This window comes from Rathayibacter sp. AY1A4, from assembly GCF_002930955.1.
Lineage (GTDB): Bacteria > Actinomycetota > Actinomycetes > Actinomycetales > Microbacteriaceae > Rathayibacter.
Genome location: NZ_PSTN01000004.1, coordinates 101,701 through 116,997, shown reverse-complemented (window position 1 = coordinate 116,997; position 15,297 = coordinate 101,701). Strand labels below are relative to the sequence as shown.

Below are 15,297 nucleotides of genomic sequence, written 5' to 3'. Positions count from 1 at the left end.
CGCTGAAGCCGTCGGCTACCCCGCCGGGTCCCCGTCGAGCCGGGGAGCACCCGGCCGTCGTCCTGCACCCACCGGCGGACGCCCGGGCAGTGCCGGCGGCCGGGTCGTCACGCGACGGCCGGTCGGTGTGGTCCAGTCCGCTGTGCCGTCCGGATGGAGCAGATACGTCCAGCGGTCGCCGTGGCGCACGTGGTGGTGGGCGACGCACAGGGAGGCGAGGTTGTCGGGAGTCGTCTCTCCCCCGTTCCGCCATTCGACGCTGTGGTCGGTCTCCGTCGAGGACGCCGGCCGGGTGCAGCCCGGGAAGCGGCAGGTCTGGTCGCGGAGGCGGACCAGCAGCCTCATCCTCGGCGGCGGGAGGCGGTGGCGGCGCCCGACGGAGACGACCGCGCCGGTCTCCTCGTCGGTCAGCACGGGAGTGAAGGCGGCGTCGTCGTCGATGAGCGCTCGCACCGCCTCGGCGGGGATCGGCCCGTAGCCGTCGAGCTCGGCGGCCGCCTCGTCGTCACCTGCGGCGGTGCTCGCCGCCACGGTGACTCTCACCTCGGCCCGCAGCCCGGTCGAGGGCGCCGCGGCTCCCTCCGGAGTGGTCCCCGCCACGTCCCCGTGGCAGAGCAGGTCGGCCCACGCATCGGCGCGGAGCTGCGCCAGCGTCCGCAGATCGCGGTCCCCTTCGGCGCCGTCCCGCAGATCCCTCGCGATGCGGTCGAGCCGGGCGAGCGCTCCGACGGCCTCGGGCGCGGGGACGTGCGCGCAGACCGTCGCCATGCCGTCGATCCCGGCTGTCATCCACACCCGGCGGTCCTCGCGGGCGCGAGCGTGCCGCTCAACGAGGGGCTCGTCGTGCAGCTCCTCCCGCACCCGCGCGAGGGCGTGGCGCAGCTGCCCCGGGGTCAGCGTCTCCGCGAGGTCGACGGCCCGGTCGTCGTAGGCCGCGCGCGCCGCTGCGGGGAGGGTCGCCGCGACGGAGCAGATGAGCTGGCCGGCCTCCCAGCGCATCCTGGCGTCGGCGAGCGCGGAGCGGGTCCGCGGCAGCTCCTCCATCAGGAGCGAGGCGTGCAGCAGCTCCCTGGCGGCGGTGCGCTCGGAGACCCCGAGGGCGACGGCGAACTCCGCTCGGATCGACCGTTCGACGAGGTCCGTCGCATCCTTGCTGTCCGTCGAGGAGCCTCGGGCGAACGCGTCGGGACAGGTCAGCGCCGCGCGGTGTCCCGCGTGCAGCGCCTCCGCCGCGGTCAGGAGCACCGGGGAGGCGCTCCTCGCGAGCGCCGCCGCCCGGTCGCCGAGGGCGAGGACCTCTCCTCGCACCGTCTCCGCATCAGCCATGCCTCCAGCGAAGCAGCAGCAGACGAGCTGCGGAGCTCGAACGAGGCGTCCCCGGGAGAACAGCGTCCGACGACGACCTGTGGAGGACCGTCCGACCGGACCCGCGCGGACTCAGCGCTCGAGCCGGATCTCCACGATGCCCGGCCCGTCACCCGGCGAGGTCAGCGCCTGCTCCAGCTCGCCGCGCGTCGCCGCACGACGGTGGCCCCACCCGTAGGCGCGCGCGAGAGCCTCCAGATCGGCGTTCTGCGGGGTGAACTGCACGCGGTCGAACGCATCGGGATGCGAGCTCGACGCGACCTCGAGTCCGTCGAAGATCGTGCCGCCCCCGTCGTTCACGACGACGAGCTGCACGCGCGGGCGTCGCTCTCCGGGCGGGAGGAGGAGGCCGCCGGCCTCGTGGAGCAGAGTGAGATCGCCGAGGACCGCCCGGGTGACTCCGCCGGCTCCCTGCTCGGTCGCCTGCGAAGCCACCGCGATCCCGAGAGCCGTCGAGATCGTGCCGTCGATGCCGGCGAGGCCGCGGTTCGCCAGGACGGATATCCGCTTGCCCGGCAGGGTCCCGTCGGCGACGCGGATCAGCCGCGACGCTCCGAACAGCAGCCGGTCGTGCGGCCAGGTGACCTTCCAGACCGCGGCGACGACGAAGTCGCGGGTGAGCGGTGCCCTGATCGCGGCGAGGGCGTTGCGCGCGTAGCCGCGGCGGTCCTCGACCGACATCGACCCGGCGTCGGGGACCTCGTCCAGCTCGTCGGGGTCGACCGTCAGGGCGCGGCTCGCGGACACCCAGGATCCGGCCCAGGCGCGCTCGCCGCGCTCGGGACGCGGCGACCCCTCGGGGCGGACCACGTCGACGCCTCCGACGCGGCGGGCGCGCCGGCCGGGGTTGTAGAACTGCTCGCGCACGGCGTCCACGACGATCACCTCGACGTCCTCGCGCCGCAGCAGCTCGGGGACCTCGCGGGAGAGCGTCGGGTGTCCGAGCACGATCGCCCGGCGGATGCGTCCGCCGAAGTCGGGCTCGCCGAGCAGGCCCCGCCAGGCGACGACGAGCTGCGGTCCGAAGCGGGCGCCGGAGGAGACCTCGGCCAGCAGCGGCCAGTCTCCGGCGCGAGCGATCTCCTCGGCCGCGGCGCCCGCCTTGTCCCCGGCGATGACGACCGTGAGCGGCTCACCAGGACCGGCGGTCACGACGGCACGCGGGATCCCGGATCCGGCGGCGGGCGACGAGACCGGTTCGACCCGCTCCATGTGGGGCAGAGCGGAGGAGAGCGGATCGCGGAAGGAGAGGTTCAGGTGGACCGGCCCGCGGCGCGCCGCGGTGACGGCACGATCGGCGAGCGCCCGCGCGTCCTCGGGCAGGGAGGCGTCGTCCGGAGCAGCGACGTCCTCGAACAGCCGCGCGGCTCGCCCGTACAGCTCGCGCTGCTCGGCCGTCTGGTTCGAGCGGATGCCGCGCAGCTCGTCGGGCCGGTCGGCGGTCAGGACGATCATCGGCACGTCCGAGGCGTCCGCCTCGAGCACGGCCGGGTGCAGGTTCGCGGTCGCCGTGCCGGAGGTCGTGATCACGAGCGCCGGCATCCGGGATTCGAGGGCGAGGCCCAGCGCCAGGAACCCCGCGGAGCGCTCGTCGATCCGCACGTGCAGCCGGATGTCGCCGCGGGTCTCGAGCTCGGCCGCCACCAGGGCGAGCGCCTGCGAGCGGGAGCCCGGAGCGACGACGACGTCGCGGACGCCGAGCGCGACGAAGCGGATGAGGAGGTCGACCGCGAATCGGGTGGAGGGGGCGACCGGCCGGTGCTCAGGCATCCCGGCGGCCGGGGCCGTCGGCCTCGCCCTGCTCGTCCATGTCGGCGAGGTCGCGCTCGAGCTGGGCGATGCGCTCGGCCTGCAGGCGCTCCTCCTCGGGGTCGCGCTCGGTGCGGAGGGTGCCGAGGAAGTCGGGGTCGTCGTCCGGAGCGGTGTAGCGGCGGCCGGCGGCGCGCTGCTTGCGGGGGCGGCCGATCCAGAACCACAGTCCCGCACCGATGACCGGGAGGATCAGCACCACCAGGAGCCAGGACCACTTCGGGATCGCCCGCACGGCGTGACGGTTGCTCATCGCGACGTCGATCACGGTGTAGACCGTGAAGACGGCGAGGGCCACGAGCAGGCCGATGACGAGGCGGATCATGGACACGAGTCTACGTCCGGCACCCCCGTCGGGGAGGGTCCGCACGGACGCTGGACAGGAGGCTCCCACGGTGCTCACGGAAGCGCGTGCAGGGGCCGACGTACACTGTCCCGGTGAAACTGAGCCGCGCGGTCGTCGTCTACTCGCTCCTGCGCCTGGCGATGTTCGCCGGCGTCTTCGTGCTGGTGTACCTGCCGGCGCGCACCTTCGTCGACTCGGAGCTGACGGCAGCGGTCACCGCGGGCTTCGTCGCCGCGATCGCGAGCCTGTCCCTCTCCTACATCCTGCTGAGGAAGCCCCGCGAGCGCATCGCGGAGGCGATCTACGAGCGCCGCAAGGACGTCCCGCGCGCCCCGACCGACGACGACGTCGAGGACGCCGCGGTCGACGCGACCCGCGACGACCGCTGAGCCGGGCGCTCCCGCCGGCGAGGCCTCCCCTCGGACGCGCTGACCCCGCTCGCACCAGGCCCGGCGCGCAACAGCCGATCTCACCCGATCCGGCCCACCCGAGCCCGCCTCGTGCGAGCCGCCGCTCTAGAACGCCAGCGCCGCCCCGAGGATGACCGCGTAGGCGAGCCCGCCCAGGCTGGTCAGCTGCAGCGCCAGGATGAGCTCCTTCGCCGTCTTCGCCGTCAGGGTGATCAGGATGGCCGGCAGGATCATCAGAAGCACGAAGAGCGTCAGCCACGCCAGCGGGTAGAACAGCGCGAGGATCACCGCGATGCCGAACGGGATCAGCACGAAGCCCGTGTAGATCGCCCGGGACACGGCCGGTCCCGCGAGGACCGCGAGGGTCCGCTTGCCCGAGAGGCGGTCGGTCGGGATGTCGCGGATGTTGTTGACCATGAGCACGGCGCAGGCGAACAGGCCCGCCGCCACGGCGCCGAGCCACGACTCCTGGTTGGTGCGGCCGATCTGCACGAACGTGGTGCCGACGGTGGCGACCAGGCCGAAGAACACGAAGACGAAGAGCTCGCCGAGCCCGAGGTAGCCGTAGGGGCGGCGTCCGCCGGTGTAGAACCAGCCGGCCGCGATCGCCGCCGCGCCGACGATCAGGAACCACCACTGCCCCGAGAGGGCGGTGAGCACGAGGCCGGCGACGGCCGCGATCCCGAAGAAGACCAGGGCGACGGTGAGCACCTGGCGGGGCTTCGCCGCTCCGGAGCCGGTCAGCCGCGAGGGTCCGACGCGGTTGGCGTCGGTGCCGCGCACGCCGTCGGAGTAGTCGTTGGCGTAGTTGACGGCGATCTGCAGGGCGAGCGAGACGGCCAGGCAGAGCAGGGCGCGCACCCAGTGCCAGCCCTCGTCGACGACCTGGGTCGCTCCGGTGCCGATGAGCACGGGGGCGACGGCCAGCGGGAGGGTGCGGAGGCGGGCGCCGGCGATCCACTCGCGGGGACCGGCGGGCTTCACGACGACCGCTCGCGGGCTGCCCCCGGGGCGGCCGCTGGAGGACTTCTTCTTGCGACTCGTACTCGACACGGAGGGAATCCTACCCATCGGCCCGTCGACGCTCGGAGCCGGTCAGGCCTGCTCGGCGAGCGCCTCGAGGGCGCGGCGGTCGGGCTTCCCGGAGGCGAGGAGGGGGATGCGGCCGACCGGCAGCACGGCCGCGGGAGCGGCGGCGCGCCCGAGGCGGTCGGCGATCAGGGCGCGCAGGTCGGTGAGCGCGGGAGCCTCCTCCGCCGTCACGACGACCGGGACCTCGCCCCACTGCTCGTCCACCCGCCGCACGACGACCGCGTCGGGGACGGGCCCCTCGCGGAGCACGGCCTCGACGGCGTCGAGCGAGACCTTCTCCCCGCCCGACACGATCACGCGGTCGAGCCGACCGGTCACCCGGAGGCGCCCGTCGACGATCGAGCCCGCGTCGCCCGTGCGGTACCAGCGCTCCCCGTCGATCTCGAGGAAGGCGGCGGCGCTGCGCTCGTGGTCGATCGCGCCGTCGGCGTCGAGGTAGCCCTCCGCGAGGGTCGGCCCGCCGAGCAGCACCTGCCCGTCCTCGACGCGCATCCGCACGTCGTGGAGCGGGACGCCGTCGTAGACGCAGCCACCGGACGTCTCGCTCGATCCGTAGGTCAGGCGGATGCGCACGCCGAGGGCGGCGGCGCGGTCCCGCAGCGGCTGCGGCGTCGCCTGGCCGCCGATCAGGAGCGCGTCGAACGAGCGGAGCGCCTCGGCCGCGGCCGGATCGCGCTCGGCGAGGTCCAGCAGCCGCGCGAGCTGCACGGGGACCAGCGAGGAGTACCGCCGCTCCTCCGCCGGCATCGTCCGAGCGAGAGCGAGGAAGGCCGCCGCGTCGAAGCCGCCTGCCGGGAGGACGACCGGGTCGGCCTCCGCGGTCAGCGAGCGGACGAGCACCTGCAGTCCCGCGACGTAGTGGGTCGGCAGGCAGAGCAGCCAGCGTCCCGGCCCGCCCAGCTCGGCGAGGGTCGCGGAGGCGCTGGTGAGCAGTGCCGCTGTCGAGAGCGCGACCCGCTTGGGCGGCCCCGACGAGCCCGAGGTCTCGACGACGACGGCGACGCGCTGCGGCACGACGGCATCCTCGGAGGCGGTCGCAGCGCCGGGGGCGGAGACGCGGATCGCCGGGCCGCTGCCGTCCAGGGCCGCGCGCAGAGCGAGGAGGACGGACTCGACCGTCGCGTCGACACCCGCGAGCGGGCGGGTCACCTGCGTGCCCTCCGGCTCAGAACTGCCACGGGAACGGCGACCAGTCGGGCTCGCGCTTCTCGAGGAAGGAGTCTCGTCCCTCGACGGCCTCGTCGGTGCCGTAGGCGAGGCGCGTGGTCTCGCCCGCGAAGAGCTGCTGGCCCACGAGGCCGTCGTCCACGGCGTTGAACGCGTACTTCAGCATCCGGATGGCCGTGGGCGACTTGGTGAGGATCGTCTCGGCCCACTCCACCGCGGTCGTCTCGAGCTCGGCGTGCGGGACGACCGCGTTCACGGCACCCATCTCGTAGGCGCGCTGCGCGGAGTACTCCCGCGCGAGGAAGAACACCTCGCGCGCGGCCTTCTGCCCGATCTGGCGGGCGAAGTACGCCGAGCCGTAGCCCGCGTCGAAGGAGCCGACGTCGGCGTCCGTCTGCTTGAAGCGCCCGTGCTCGGCGGAGGCGAGGGTGAGGTCGCAGACCACGTGCAGCGAGTGCCCGCCTCCCGCGGCCCAGCCGGGGACGGCCGCGATGACGACCTTCGGCATGAAGCGGATGAGGCGCTGCACCTCGAGGATGTGCAGGCGGCCGTTCCGCGCGGAGTCGATGCCCTCGGCGGTCTCGCCGTCGGAGTACCGGTAGCCGTCGCGGCCGCGGATCCGCTGGTCTCCCCCGGAGCAGAACGCCCAGCCTCCGTCGCGCGGGCTCGGGCCGTTGCCGGTGAGGATGACGACGCCGATGCGCGGGTTCGTCCGGGCGTCCTCGAGGGCGCGGAACAGCTCGTCGACCGTGCGCGGCCGGAACGCGTTGCGGACCTCGGGCCGGTCGAACGCGACCCGCGCGATGCGGCCGGAGCGGTCGTGGTGGTAGGTGATGTCCTCGAGTGCGTCGAAGCCGTCGACGGCCGCCCAGCGGTGCGCGTCGAACAGTTCGGAGACCTGCGTGCTCATGTCACGACCCTACTGATCCGGACTGCACGGCGACTCGACACCGCTCGGGCAGACGGAAGGGGACCCCGCTGACGCGGAGTCCCCCTGCCGGTGCTCGCCCCTACTTGGCGGCGGAGGTGGTGCGGTTCTCGGCCGACACCATCCAGGCGTACTGCTCGAGGCTCTGGATGATCGCGTGGAGGAGGTCCGCGCTGGTCGGGTCCTCCTCGTCCACCTGGTCGTGGACCTCGCGCATGGTGGCGGCGGTGTTCTCGAGGCGGATCGTGACCAGGTCGACGGTCTCGGCCGTGTCGATCTCGCCGTGCGGGTACTCGGGGAGGGTGGTGGTCGCGGCGACGGTGTCGCTGCGGCCGTCCGGGATCCCGTGGAGGGCGCGCATGCGCTCGGCGATGTCGTCGCTGAACTCGCGCGCGGCCTCGATGATCTCGTCGAGCTGCAGGTGGAGGTCGCGGAAGTTCTTGCCGACGACGTTCCAGTGGGCCTGCTTGCCCTGGACGTGGAGCTCGATCAGGTCGACGAGGACGATCTGGAGGCTGTCGAGCAGCTCCTTGGAGGCCTTGAAGCCCTTCTCGGCGTTCTGACGGCGGCTGGTCTTGGCACCGGAGCCCGCGGGGGCTTCGACGTGGCGTTCGAGGGTGGTGGTCATGGACCGTTCCTTTCTCTTGCAGTGCCGGGTGCGGTGTCCCGCCCCGAGTCTGGCTTCTTCGGCTGGACGGCGCCCGCACGCGCGGGGTGCGCGCGCTGGGCGGGGCCCGTGGTTGCGGGGATCAGATCGTGGCGACGGATCCGGAGTCGACGCGGTAGTTCGAGCCGTTCACGAACGAGGCGCGGTCGGAGCAGAGGAAGGCGATCACGGCTGCGACCTCCTCGGCCTCGCCCCGGCGCTTCAGCTCCATGTACGGCCGCTCCTCGTCGAGGAAGGACGAGATCGCCTCGTCGACCGAGGTGCCCCTCTGCTCGGCGCGCTTCGACATCATCGCGTCGGTCATCGGAGTGCGGATGAACGCGGGCGAGACCGTGTTCACGAGGAGGCCCTCCTGCGCGTAGGAGCGCGAGAGGCCCTTGGCGAAGGCGAGGACCCCCGCCTTCGCGGCGCAGTAGGGCAGTTCGTCGTCGTAGGGCTGCACGGCGTCCTCGGAGGCGGTGAGCACGAGCCGGCCCCAGCCTCCGGTGCGGAGGTCGGGGAGGAACTCGCGCACGAGCCGCACGGGGCCGAGCAGGTCGACCTCGAGGGTGCTGGTCCAGCCCTCGTCGTCGATCTCGTGGAAGAGGCCCTGCGCCCCCGTGACTCCGGCACACTGCACGAGGATGTCGATCGCGCCGACCGCTCCGGCCACGCGGCGGTGCAGCTCGGCGAGCTGCTCCGTGCTGGTGACGTCGGCGGCGAAGGCGTGCAGGCGGCCCTCCGGAGCGTCGAGCCCGGCCGCCGCCCGGTCGAGCTCCGCCTGGTCCTTGTCGGTGATCACGACGGTCGCGCCCTCGGCGAGGAGGAGCTGCGCCGTGGCCAGGCCGATGCCGGAGTCGCCTCCGGTGACGAGGGCGATGCGGCCGCTGATGCCGAGATCCATGCTGAGGTGCTCCTTGTGGGTGCGGTGCGAGGGGGTGGTACTGGTCTACGCCCCTCGGAGCCGGCCCTCAACGGGTTGCGCGGACGCCGTCGGCGGGGTTACGCGCGGCCGACCTTCTCCGGCGCCAGCTCCTCGATGGTGATGGCCGCGTTGATCAGCGCGAGGTGGCTGAGCCCCTGCGGCAGGTTGCCCCAGAAGGCCAGGTCGTCGACCGCGATCATCTCGGACATGATCCCGACGTCGTTCGGGACCGTGGCGACGAGCTCGTCCATCAGGGCGACCGACTCGTCGTGCCGACCGACGCAGGCCAGGGCGGACGCGAGCCAGAACGAGCAGGCCACGAACGGGTGCTCCTCGCCCTCCATGCCGGAGTAGCGGAACAGCAGCGCACCGCGGCCGAGCTCCTTCACCAGGGCGTCGATGGTGGAGATCATCCGCTCGCCGCGCTCGTAGCCGCTGGGCGCGTGCAGGAGCACCGAGGCGTCCAGCTCCTCGCTGCCCGGGTACATCACGTAGGAGCCGAGCTCCTCGGACCAGCAGTGCTCCTCGATCCACTCGCGGATGCGGTCGCGCTCGAAGCGCCAGCGGTCGGGGCTGCCCGCGACCTGGCCGAGCTCCGCCAGGTGCACGGCCGCGTCGAGCGCCTGCCAGCAGCCCATCTTCGAGGAGGTGTAGTGCTGCTCCTCCTCCAGCTCCCACATGCCCGCATCGCGGTTCCGCCACAGGTCGCAGGTGGTGTCGGCGACGCGGGCGAGGAGCCGACCGGTCTGGATGTCGAGGACGTTGCCCTCGTCGACGTAGATGCGGCAGATGTCGAAGAGGTCGCCGAAGACGCCCAGCTGCAGCTGGCTCTGCGCTGCGTTGCCGGCGACGACAGGGCCGATGCCGGCGTAGCCCGGGACGTCGAACTCCTCCAGGACGGTCGGCATGGAGCCGTCGAGTCCGTAGAAGATGTGCAGGTCCGGCCCGTGCTCCTTGATCGTGCGGAGGAGCCAGGACAGCGCGGCGTGCGTCTCCTCGCGCAGGCCGAAGCGCACCAGCGCGTGCATCGTGTACGCGGCGTCGCGCACCCAGGCGAAGCGGTAGTCCCAGTTCTTGCCGCCGTTGGGCGACTCCGGGAGCGACGTGGTCGCGGCAGCGGCGATGGCTCCTGTGGGCGAGTAGATCAGCAGCTTGAGCGCGAGGGCGCTGCGCTGGACGGCCTCGGACCACGGGCCGTCGTAGGAGAACTCCTCCGACCAGTCCTGCCAGCTGCGGATGGTGCGGTCGATGCCGCGGTCGACGTTCTTCGCGACCGGGAAGTGCAGCGGCTCGTCGTGCGTGGCCGACACGACCAGGACGTGCCGCACGGCGTCCTTGCCCGCGGTCACGACGAAGGAGCCCGTCAGCTCGTCGCCGGCGCCGGAGGGCGCGTCGTCGCCGTCGGGCCCGTGCTCCTGGCCGGTGACGCCGATGGTGATGTCGCCGGCGCGGATGAGCGAGCGGCCGTCGGCGTTCTGGATCCACGGGGAGAACCGGCCGAGTCCCGTTCCGGGACGCACGGCCCACCGCATCCGCACCTCGCCGTCGACACCGTCCACGCGGCGCGCGAGCTCGGCCCACGGGAGGCGGCCGGCGATCCCGGTGACGAGCGCGTCCGTCACGCGGACGGTGCCCGACTCGGTGGTGAAGGTGGTCTCGAGGACGTTCGTGTCGCGGATGTAGGCGCGCGAGACCTCGGCGGGCTCCTCGGGGGCGAGCTCGACGCAGCCGCCGGACTCGGCGTCGATCAGGGCGGCGAAGGCGGGGGTGGAGCCGAGGTCCGGGACGGGCATCCAGTCGACGCTGCCGTCCTTCGCGATCAGGGCGACCGTGCGACCGTCTCCGATCGCGGCGTAGTCGCGCAGGGGCCTGGTCGAGCGGGGTGCAGCCATCCCCTCACCGTAGGGCGCGGGCGGTGCGCCGATTCGGGCTTGCGGGCGGACGAGCTTGCTTGTAGCGCCCGGTCAGGTCGTGGCGACTCCGCCGTACTCCTCGAGGCGGTCGGTGAACTCGCCGCGGTCCTCGTCCTGGAGGACCCCGTTCGCGTACCCCGCCAGGAACGCGCCCTGCGGGTCCGGCGAGAGGCCGACTCCGTCGAGCATGTCGGCGACCAGGCCGGTCATATCGGCGTCGAGGTCGACGAGGCCCAGCTCGATCGCGGGCACGAGGTCGGCGGAGGAGCGGGCGGTGACGATCCAGAGCGCGGCCGAGGCCTCCTCGTCCGAGAGGTCGCCGTCGAGCTCGTAGCCCGCCTCCGACCACTCCTCGGGGGTGTCGGCCACCTCGACGTCGTCGAATCCGAGGGGCGCGAGCGCTGCGGTGAAGCGGTCGACCGCCGCCTGCCTGTCGGCGTCGGTCGAGACGTCGGCGGCGGCGTACTCGGTCGCCGAGATGTAGTCGTACAGAAGGGAGGGCCCGCCGTAGGCGTTCTGCGACTGCTCGTAGTACTCGTCGTCGGCCGAGGTCCACTCCTCGGGGACGGCGCCCTCGACGGCCGCGACGGCCTGCTCGGCACTCGCGCGCACGTCCTCCGCGGACGGCTGGCCGAGTATCGTCGCGGCGTCGCCGTCCTGGTAGCCGGGGTAGTCGTAGAGCGGATCGGACGGGTCCCCGCTGCCGAACGGGTCGTCCGTCGGGTCGCCGAACGGCTCGGACGGAGCGCTCGTCGACGCGCTGCCGGCGGCGGAGTCGAGCGCGCCGCCCACTCCGACGGCGACGAGCGTGCCGAGCACGCCGGTGTAGACGACGCCCACGAGGAGGCTCGTGCCCAGCGCGATCCAGGCGCCCCTGCCGAGCGGGCGGTGGGAGGGTACGGAGCCCTGCGTCGGGCCCGGGGCGGGCGCGGGCGGCGGGCTCATCGGCATCTGGCTCATCGCACTCCTCCGGACTCCAACGGCAGCCTCGTCAGTCTGGCACCTCGGCGGGCGCTCGGAGGAGGGACCCCGGGGGCTTGCGCGCGCGTCGCCGACCTCCTGCGCCCGGGTGGCCGCCGCGTCGCCCCGGCCGGTGGACAATGGCCGGATGGACGACGTCGTGCCCGCCTCCCCGCTCCCCTCCCTCGGCGAGATCGACGCGGGACTCCGCGTCGTCGCTCTGCCGCTCCGCACCCGCTTCCGCGGCGTCGACAACCGCGAGATCGCGCTCGTGCGCGGCCCCGAGGGCTGGACCGAGTTCTCGCCCTTCCTCGAGTACGGCGCGGAGGAGTCGGCGGCGTGGCTCCGGGCGGCGATCGACTACGGCTGGAGCGAGCAGCCGGCACCGCTGCGCGACCGCATCCCGGTGAACGCGACCATCCCGGCCGTCGCACCGCACGAGGTCGCCGCCGTGCTCGCGAGCTACCACGGCTGCCGCACGGCGAAGGTGAAGGTCGCCGAGCGCGGCCAGACGCTGGCCGACGACGTGGCCCGGGTCGTCGAGGTCCGCCGCCTGCTCGGTCCGGAGGGTCGGATCCGCGTGGACGCGAACGGCGGCTGGAACCTCGACGAGGCCGAGCACGCCGTCCACGCCCTCGCGGAGTCCGACCTCGAGTACGTCGAGCAGCCGTGCGCGAGCGTCGACGAGCTGGCGGAGCTGCGCTACCGGGTGAAGTACATGGGCATCCCGATCGCCGCCGACGAGAGCGTCCGCAAGGCCGCCGATCCGCTCGCCGTCGCCCGGTCCGGTGCCGCGGACCTGCTGGTCGTGAAGGCCCAGCCGCTCGGCGGGACGCGCCGGGCGCTGGCGCTCGTCGCCGAGGCGGGGCTGCCGGCGGTGGTCTCGAGCGCGATCGACAGCTCGGTCGGACTCGCCATGGGCGCCGCCCTGGCCGCGGCGCTCCCCGAGCTGCCCTTCGACTGCGGACTCGGCACCGCGTCCCTCCTCGCCGCGGACGTCACGGAGCGGCCGCTGCGGCCGGTCGACGGCAGCATCCCCGTCGGCCGCGTGGAGGTCTCGGAGGAGCTCCTCTCCCGTCACGCCGTGTCGCCGGAGCGGCTCGCCTGGTGGCGGGCGCGGCTCCGCGACTCCTACGCGCTGCTCTGATCGTCGGCGGCGGGCGCCGCGTCCGAGGAGCGGCAGAATGGGAGCGTCGGCCGCCGGTGCCCGACGCGTCCCCCACCCTCGAGCATCGGAGCACCGTGAGCGCATCGACCGTCCCCGTCTTCCTCGACTGCGACACCGGCATCGACGACTCGCTCGCCCTGGCGTACCTCCTCCGCTCGCCCCGGGCCCGCCTCGTCGGGATCAGCACGGTCAGCGGCAACACCGACGCCCGCCGGGCCGCCGTCAACAGCCTCGGCCTGCTCGCGCTGGCCGGCCGCGACGACGTGCCGGTCGCCGTGGGGGCGCACCACTTCCTCGAGGAGGACTACGCCGGCGGATCTCCGCACGTGCACGGCGACGACGGCATCGGCGGGGTCGCGCTGCCCGAGGGCGGCGAGCCGGTCGACGAGGATCCGGCCGACCTCCTCCTCCGTCTCGCTCGTGAGCACGAGGGCGAGCTGCGGCTGGTCGCGATCGGCCCGCTGACGAATCTCGCGCTCGCCCTCCGTGCGCACCCGGAGATCGCGTCCCTCGTCCACTCGGTGACCGTGATGGGCGGAGCCGCGCTGGTCCCCGGCAACGTGACCGCCGTGGCGGAGGCCAACATTTGGCATGACCCTGCGGCCGCCGCCGAGGTCGTCGCGGCCGACTGGGATCTCACGCTCGTGCCCCTGGACGTGACCATGCGGCACCTGCTGACGGAGGAGGACCGCGCCGTCCTGCTCGCGTCGCCCGATCCCCTCGCGCAGGCCATCGGGCAGGCGCTCGACTTCTACTTCGACTTCTACGTCGGCCACTTCGGCGAGCGCACCGCTGCCATGCACGACCCCATGGCCGCCGCGATCGCCGTCGACGCCGTCGCCCTCACCTCCGCCCCGCGCGTCCACGTCACTGTCGACGCCACCCACGGCCCCGGCCGCGGCCAGACCGTCGCCGACCTCCGAGGCATCTACCGCGGCGTCCATCCCTCCGACGCCCGCACCCGCATCGTCCTCGCCCTCGACGCCCCTTTCGCCCCCCACCTCATCGACGTCGTCACCGCCGCCTGACCCGTCCGCCGTCGCCCCCGACGTCCACCACAGCCACTCGACAGGCACGGATCCGCCCGCAGCCCGTCCATGCCCCCTATGCGCGACACGCCCGCTCCGCGCACTACTCGACCAGCAAGCACCGCCCATGCGCGTCGATCTGCGGGAACTCGACCGACTCGCTCCGCGCGTTCGCGCCACAGGATCTCGATACACGCGCTGCTCGCTACTCGATCAGCATGTCCCGTCGGCCGCCGTCCCCCGGCCCTGCCGCGAAGCGCAGCTGATCAGAACCCGACCGCGTAGCGGAGCCCACCCGGACCCGATCGCGAAGCGGAGCCCGGCCAGACCCGACCGCGAAGCGGAGGCCCCCGCGGCGACCGCGAAGCGGAGCCGTCCTCAAAGCGTGTCCTGGTGGGCGGTCGGCGGGGCCTGGTGGGGTCGATCGCAAGGCGGAGGCGTCGGGCGTAGCGGGAGCTACGTTCGTCGCCGACAACGCCGCGAGCGGCCCCGCCAGGCCCCGCCGATCACATGCCGGTGTCGAGGCCGGAGTAGGCGTGGAGTCCCTTGAAGAACACGTTGACGACGCCGAAGTTGAACATGACGGCGGCGAAGCCGACGATGGCGAGCCAGGCGGAGGGGGTGCCGCGCCAGCCGCGGGTGGCGCGGGCGTGGATGTAGCCGGCGTAGATGGTCCAGATGATGAAGGTCCAGACCTCCTTGGTGTCCCAGCCCCAGTAGCGGCCCCAGGCCTTCTCGGCCCAGACGGCGCCGGCGATGAGCGTGAAGGTCCAGAGGATGAAGCCGAGGATCGTGACGCGGTAGGCGAGGTTCTCGAGGGTGAGGGAGCTGGGCAGGGTGCGCAGGAAGCGGAGGACCGAGCGGGGGCTGTCACCGGAGGATTCGCGGCGGGCCTGGAGAAGCTGGGTGACCGAGAGCGCGAAGCCGAGGGCGAAGAACGCGGTGCCGAGGATCGCGACGAGCACGTGGATGACCAGCCAGTAGGACTGGAGTGCCGGCGGGAGCGGGACGACGGCGACGTAGTAGTTGACGGTCGCGATGCCGAGGAGCACCAGGACGAGGCCGGTGATGAACGCTCCGAGGAAGCGGAGGTCCCAGCGCAGCTGGACGGCGAGGAAGACGCCGATGATGATGAGCGTCCCGGTCATCGAGAACTCGTACATGTTCGCCCAGGGGACGCGGCCGGCGGCGACGCCGCGGAGCACGGTCGCGCCGAGGTGGAGCACGAAGCCGAGGAGCGTGAGCGAGAACCCGATGCGCATGGTCTTCGAGCGGGCGGGGGCGCGGTAGACCTCGTCCTCGACGCGGCTGCCGATGCGGGAGAGCGTCGCGGTGCGTCCGGAGCCGGCGGCGGCGACGGTGGCCTTGCCGCTGGCCGCGCGGTCGGCGGCGGCCGCGGAGGCGACGCGCTCCGCCTCCTGGACGACCTCGATCGACTCGCCGTCGGCCAGGGAGGCGCGGCGGGCGAGGTCGATCGCGAAGAAGACGAACGCCATGGCGTAGATGCCCATGGCGGAGGAGAGGCACAGCACCGAGTACT

General features: G+C 73.3%; 14 protein-coding genes. 3 read left to right on the top strand and 11 right to left on the bottom strand.

Annotated elements, in window-relative coordinates:
- Nucleotides 1–15: 15 nt before the first annotated feature.
- From C5B92_RS04160 to C5B92_RS04150, 3 genes are all read right to left on the bottom strand, one after another.
- A complete protein-coding gene (locus tag C5B92_RS04160; protein WP_104254846.1) occupies nucleotides 16–1,326 on the bottom strand; it encodes an HNH endonuclease signature motif containing protein in 1,311 nt (436 codons plus the stop codon).
- 111 nt (nucleotides 1,327–1,437) lie between these two features.
- Entirely contained in the window at nucleotides 1,438–3,135 is a 1,698-nt protein-coding gene (menD, locus tag C5B92_RS04155; protein ID WP_104254847.1) for a 2-succinyl-5-enolpyruvyl-6-hydroxy-3-cyclohexene-1-carboxylic-acid synthase, read from the bottom strand.
- The gene (locus C5B92_RS04150) at nucleotides 3,128–3,499 is read right to left on the bottom strand and encodes a PLD nuclease N-terminal domain-containing protein (RefSeq protein WP_104225908.1); all 372 of its coding nucleotides are present in this window, start codon (nucleotides 3,497–3,499) and stop codon (nucleotides 3,128–3,130) included. The genes menD and C5B92_RS04150 overlap by 8 nt, the downstream gene beginning before the upstream one ends.
- A 113-nt stretch (nucleotides 3,500–3,612) precedes the next feature.
- On the opposite strand from C5B92_RS04150, the gene C5B92_RS04145 reads away from it, so the two are divergent.
- A complete protein-coding gene (locus tag C5B92_RS04145; RefSeq protein WP_104239140.1) occupies nucleotides 3,613–3,909 on the top strand; it encodes a DUF4229 domain-containing protein in 297 nt (98 codons plus the stop codon).
- Between the two features lie 126 nt (nucleotides 3,910–4,035).
- Here the strand turns inward: C5B92_RS04145 and C5B92_RS04140 are convergent, their stop codons facing one another.
- The 7 genes from C5B92_RS04140 to C5B92_RS04110 form a co-directional block, all read right to left on the bottom strand.
- Nucleotides 4,036–5,001: a 1,4-dihydroxy-2-naphthoate polyprenyltransferase gene (locus C5B92_RS04140; protein WP_104254848.1), complete on the bottom strand. Its 966-nt coding sequence runs from the start codon at nucleotides 4,999–5,001 to the stop codon at nucleotides 4,036–4,038.
- Nucleotides 5,002–5,025: 24 nt separating this feature from the next.
- Entirely contained in the window at nucleotides 5,026–6,171 is a 1,146-nt protein-coding gene (locus C5B92_RS04135; protein WP_104254849.1) for an AMP-binding protein, read from the bottom strand.
- A gap of 16 nt (nucleotides 6,172–6,187) precedes the next feature.
- A complete protein-coding gene (locus C5B92_RS04130) occupies nucleotides 6,188–7,099 on the bottom strand; it encodes a 1,4-dihydroxy-2-naphthoyl-CoA synthase (protein WP_068255374.1) in 912 nt (303 codons plus the stop codon).
- 100 nt (nucleotides 7,100–7,199) lie between these two features.
- A complete protein-coding gene (locus tag C5B92_RS04125) occupies nucleotides 7,200–7,745 on the bottom strand; it encodes a Dps family protein (RefSeq protein WP_104223596.1) in 546 nt (181 codons plus the stop codon).
- A gap of 121 nt (nucleotides 7,746–7,866) precedes the next feature.
- Nucleotides 7,867–8,667, bottom strand: coding sequence for an SDR family NAD(P)-dependent oxidoreductase (locus C5B92_RS04120; RefSeq protein WP_104225910.1), 801 nt, complete (start codon nucleotides 8,665–8,667; stop codon nucleotides 7,867–7,869).
- A 98-nt stretch (nucleotides 8,668–8,765) separates the two neighbouring features.
- Entirely contained in the window at nucleotides 8,766–10,580 is a 1,815-nt protein-coding gene (locus C5B92_RS04115) for a glycoside hydrolase family 15 protein (protein ID WP_104247930.1), read from the bottom strand.
- A 72-nt stretch (nucleotides 10,581–10,652) separates the two neighbouring features.
- Nucleotides 10,653–11,561, bottom strand: coding sequence for a hypothetical protein (locus tag C5B92_RS04110; RefSeq protein ID WP_104274183.1), 909 nt, complete (start codon nucleotides 11,559–11,561; stop codon nucleotides 10,653–10,655).
- Nucleotides 11,562–11,709: 148 nt separating this feature from the next.
- On the opposite strand from C5B92_RS04110, the gene C5B92_RS04105 reads away from it, so the two are divergent.
- Nucleotides 11,710–12,708 carry an o-succinylbenzoate synthase gene (locus tag C5B92_RS04105; protein WP_104350093.1) on the top strand — a complete coding sequence of 333 codons (999 nt, stop codon included), beginning with the start codon at nucleotides 11,710–11,712 and terminating at the stop codon, nucleotides 12,706–12,708.
- 95 nt (nucleotides 12,709–12,803) lie between these two features.
- Entirely contained in the window at nucleotides 12,804–13,757 is a 954-nt protein-coding gene (locus tag C5B92_RS04100; RefSeq protein WP_104254893.1) for a nucleoside hydrolase, read from the top strand.
- Between the two features lie 506 nt (nucleotides 13,758–14,263).
- Here the strand turns inward: C5B92_RS04100 and ccsB are convergent.
- Nucleotides 14,264–15,268: a c-type cytochrome biogenesis protein CcsB gene (gene ccsB, locus C5B92_RS04095; RefSeq protein ID WP_104224871.1), complete on the bottom strand. Its 1,005-nt coding sequence runs from the start codon at nucleotides 15,266–15,268 to the stop codon at nucleotides 14,264–14,266.
- Between the last annotated feature and the right edge of the window lie 29 nt (nucleotides 15,269–15,297).